Source organism: uncultured Leptotrichia sp., from assembly GCF_938036635.1.
Taxonomy (GTDB): Bacteria; Fusobacteriota; Fusobacteriia; order Fusobacteriales; family Leptotrichiaceae; genus Leptotrichia; species Leptotrichia hongkongensis.
Window position 1 is genome coordinate 1 of record NZ_CALHQO010000368.1, and the last position, 2346, is coordinate 2346.

General features: G+C 31.2%; 2 protein-coding genes. Both read left to right on the forward strand.

Features of this window, described 5'->3' with window-relative positions; translation table 11 throughout:
* Positions 1-177 precede the first annotated feature (177 nt).
* A complete protein-coding gene (locus tag Q0370_RS07335; protein ID WP_299574040.1) occupies positions 178-828 on the forward strand; it encodes an ankyrin repeat domain-containing protein in 651 nt (216 codons plus the stop codon).
* Positions 829-917: 89 nt separating this feature from the next.
* Positions 918-2346 (forward strand): phosphoenolpyruvate--protein phosphotransferase (gene ptsP / locus Q0370_RS07340; RefSeq protein WP_299574041.1); only part of this gene is annotated, 1429 nt, incomplete at its 3' end.

The following is a 2346-nucleotide window of genomic DNA, read 5'->3' on the forward strand; positions in this document are numbered from 1 at the left end:
AGCAGGAAAAAGTGTTTGCACTTTTTAAATGATATGGTATAATATTATTAGTGAGGTATAAAAGTGAAAAAGTTTTTTTTATTTAAAAAAAATAAAATGATTTTTATTATGATTTTGGTAACTTTCAGTCACATAATGTTTCCTTTAAATTTTAAATACAATACTGGAGAAAATCTTGTGACAAAAAAAAGGGAGGCAGATGAAAAAGAAAGACATCTAAAATCAGTTCTTGATGCTATACGTGGGCATAATAATAAATATGTACAGTTTTTTCTTGCAACAGAAAGAAATATTGCAAATCGTAAAAGAGTAGCAGATGAGATTGTAAATAGGCCTGTGGGAGTATATGGAGTTAATATAGATGAATCATTATTATTTGAAGGTGGAGGAAAACTGATTGATGTCAATGCAAAGAGTCAGGATGGGTATACTCCAATTATTGTCGCTATTGAAGCAAAGAATCAGGAAATTTTAAAACTTCTGATAGAAAATGGTGCGAATCTTTATGAAACACATCCAATTTTTAACAGAACAACTCTTGGAACAGCTGCATACTATGAAAATGAAGAGGCTGTGGAAACTTTGTTAAAAAAAGATTCAAGACTTGTAAATATTGGAAGTACTATTGATGGATGGACTCCGCTTGAGGATGCGACATTGAAAGCAAATGCAAAAATTGTAAAAATGCTGTTGCAATACGGTGCAAATCCTACAATTACTGATAAACATGGAGGAACTCCGATGGATATGGCAACAAAATTTGGAAAAGGTGAAATTGTTAAGATATTGAGGGATCATATAAAGGCTAATCGAAGTAAATATTATTAGTTATGAAATATTTCAAATATAAAAAAATATATGAGAAGCCACTTTAAATTTGTTTGTAATAAAAAAAATTATATATAGAGGAGAAAAAAATGAAACGAATGACAGGAATTGGTGCTTCAGAAGGAGTATCTATAGGTAAAGTATTACTTTTTATCGCAGAGGAAATTGTTATCCCAGAAACTAAAGCTGAGAATTCAACAATTGAGGCTGAATTAGCGAAATTGAGAGATGGATTGAAACAATCTAAAATACAATTAATCGCAATTAGAGAAAAAGTAAAGGAAAAAATGGGAGAAGATAAAGCAGCAATTTTCGATGGTCATATTATGCTTCTTGAAGATGAAGATTTAATTATGGAAGTTGAGGATAAGATTAAAGGGGAAGGTCTTCCTGCTGCAAAAGCGCTGCATGATGGAATTAATGAATATTGTGATATGATTTCAAAATTGGATGATCCGTATTTAAGAGAAAGAGCTGCTGATTTACAAGATATTGGTAAAAGATGGCTTAAAAACTTGTTGGGAATGAAAATACATGACCTAAGTAATTTAGAGCCAGGAACAATAGTTGTAACAGAGGATTTGACACCATCTGACACAGCTCAATTAGATTTAGAAAACTGCATAGGATTTATTACAGAAATTGGAGGGAAAACAGCTCACTCTGCGATTATGGCAAGATCACTTGAATTACCAGCAGTAGTTGGAGTAAAAGGGATTCTTAGTGAAGTTAAAGATGGAGAAGTTGTTGTTATGGATGGAGAAACAGGTGAATTATACTTGAATCCAACAGAAGATTTAGTAAAGGACTATATCAAAAAACAAGAAGAATTGAGAAAAGAAAAAGAGGAATTGAAAAAATTAATTCATGAAGATGCAGTAACTCTTGATGGTAGAAAAGTTGATATTTGGGGGAATATTGGTAGCCCTAATGATGTTGACGCTGTAATTGAATCAGGAGCTACAGGAATTGGATTGTATAGAACAGAATTCTTATTTATGAACTCTGATCATTTCCCAACAGAAGAAGAACAATATCGTGCATATAGAGTAGTTGCTGAAAAAATGCAAGGAAAACCTGTAACAATAAGAACAATGGATATTGGTGGAGATAAAGAATTACCTTATTTAGACTTGCCAAAAGAATTAAATCCGTTTTTAGGATATAGAGCAATCAGAATTTCGTTAGAAAATAAAGATATGTTCAAAACTCAATTAAGAGCTATTTTGAGAGCTTCTCAATATGGACAAATTAAAATTATGTATCCAATGATAAGTTCAGTTAATGAAATCAGAAAAGCAAATGCTATTTTGGAAGAATGTAAAAGAGAACTTGATGAAATTGGAAAAATTTATGATAGAAATATAAAAGTAGGAATAATGGTTGAAACTCCTTCAACAGCTATTGTTGCTTATAAATTTGCAAAAGAAGTTGACTTTTTCTCAATCGGAACAAATGACTTGACCCAATACTTCTTAGCAGTAGATAGAGGAAATGAAATGGTTTCAACTTTATATA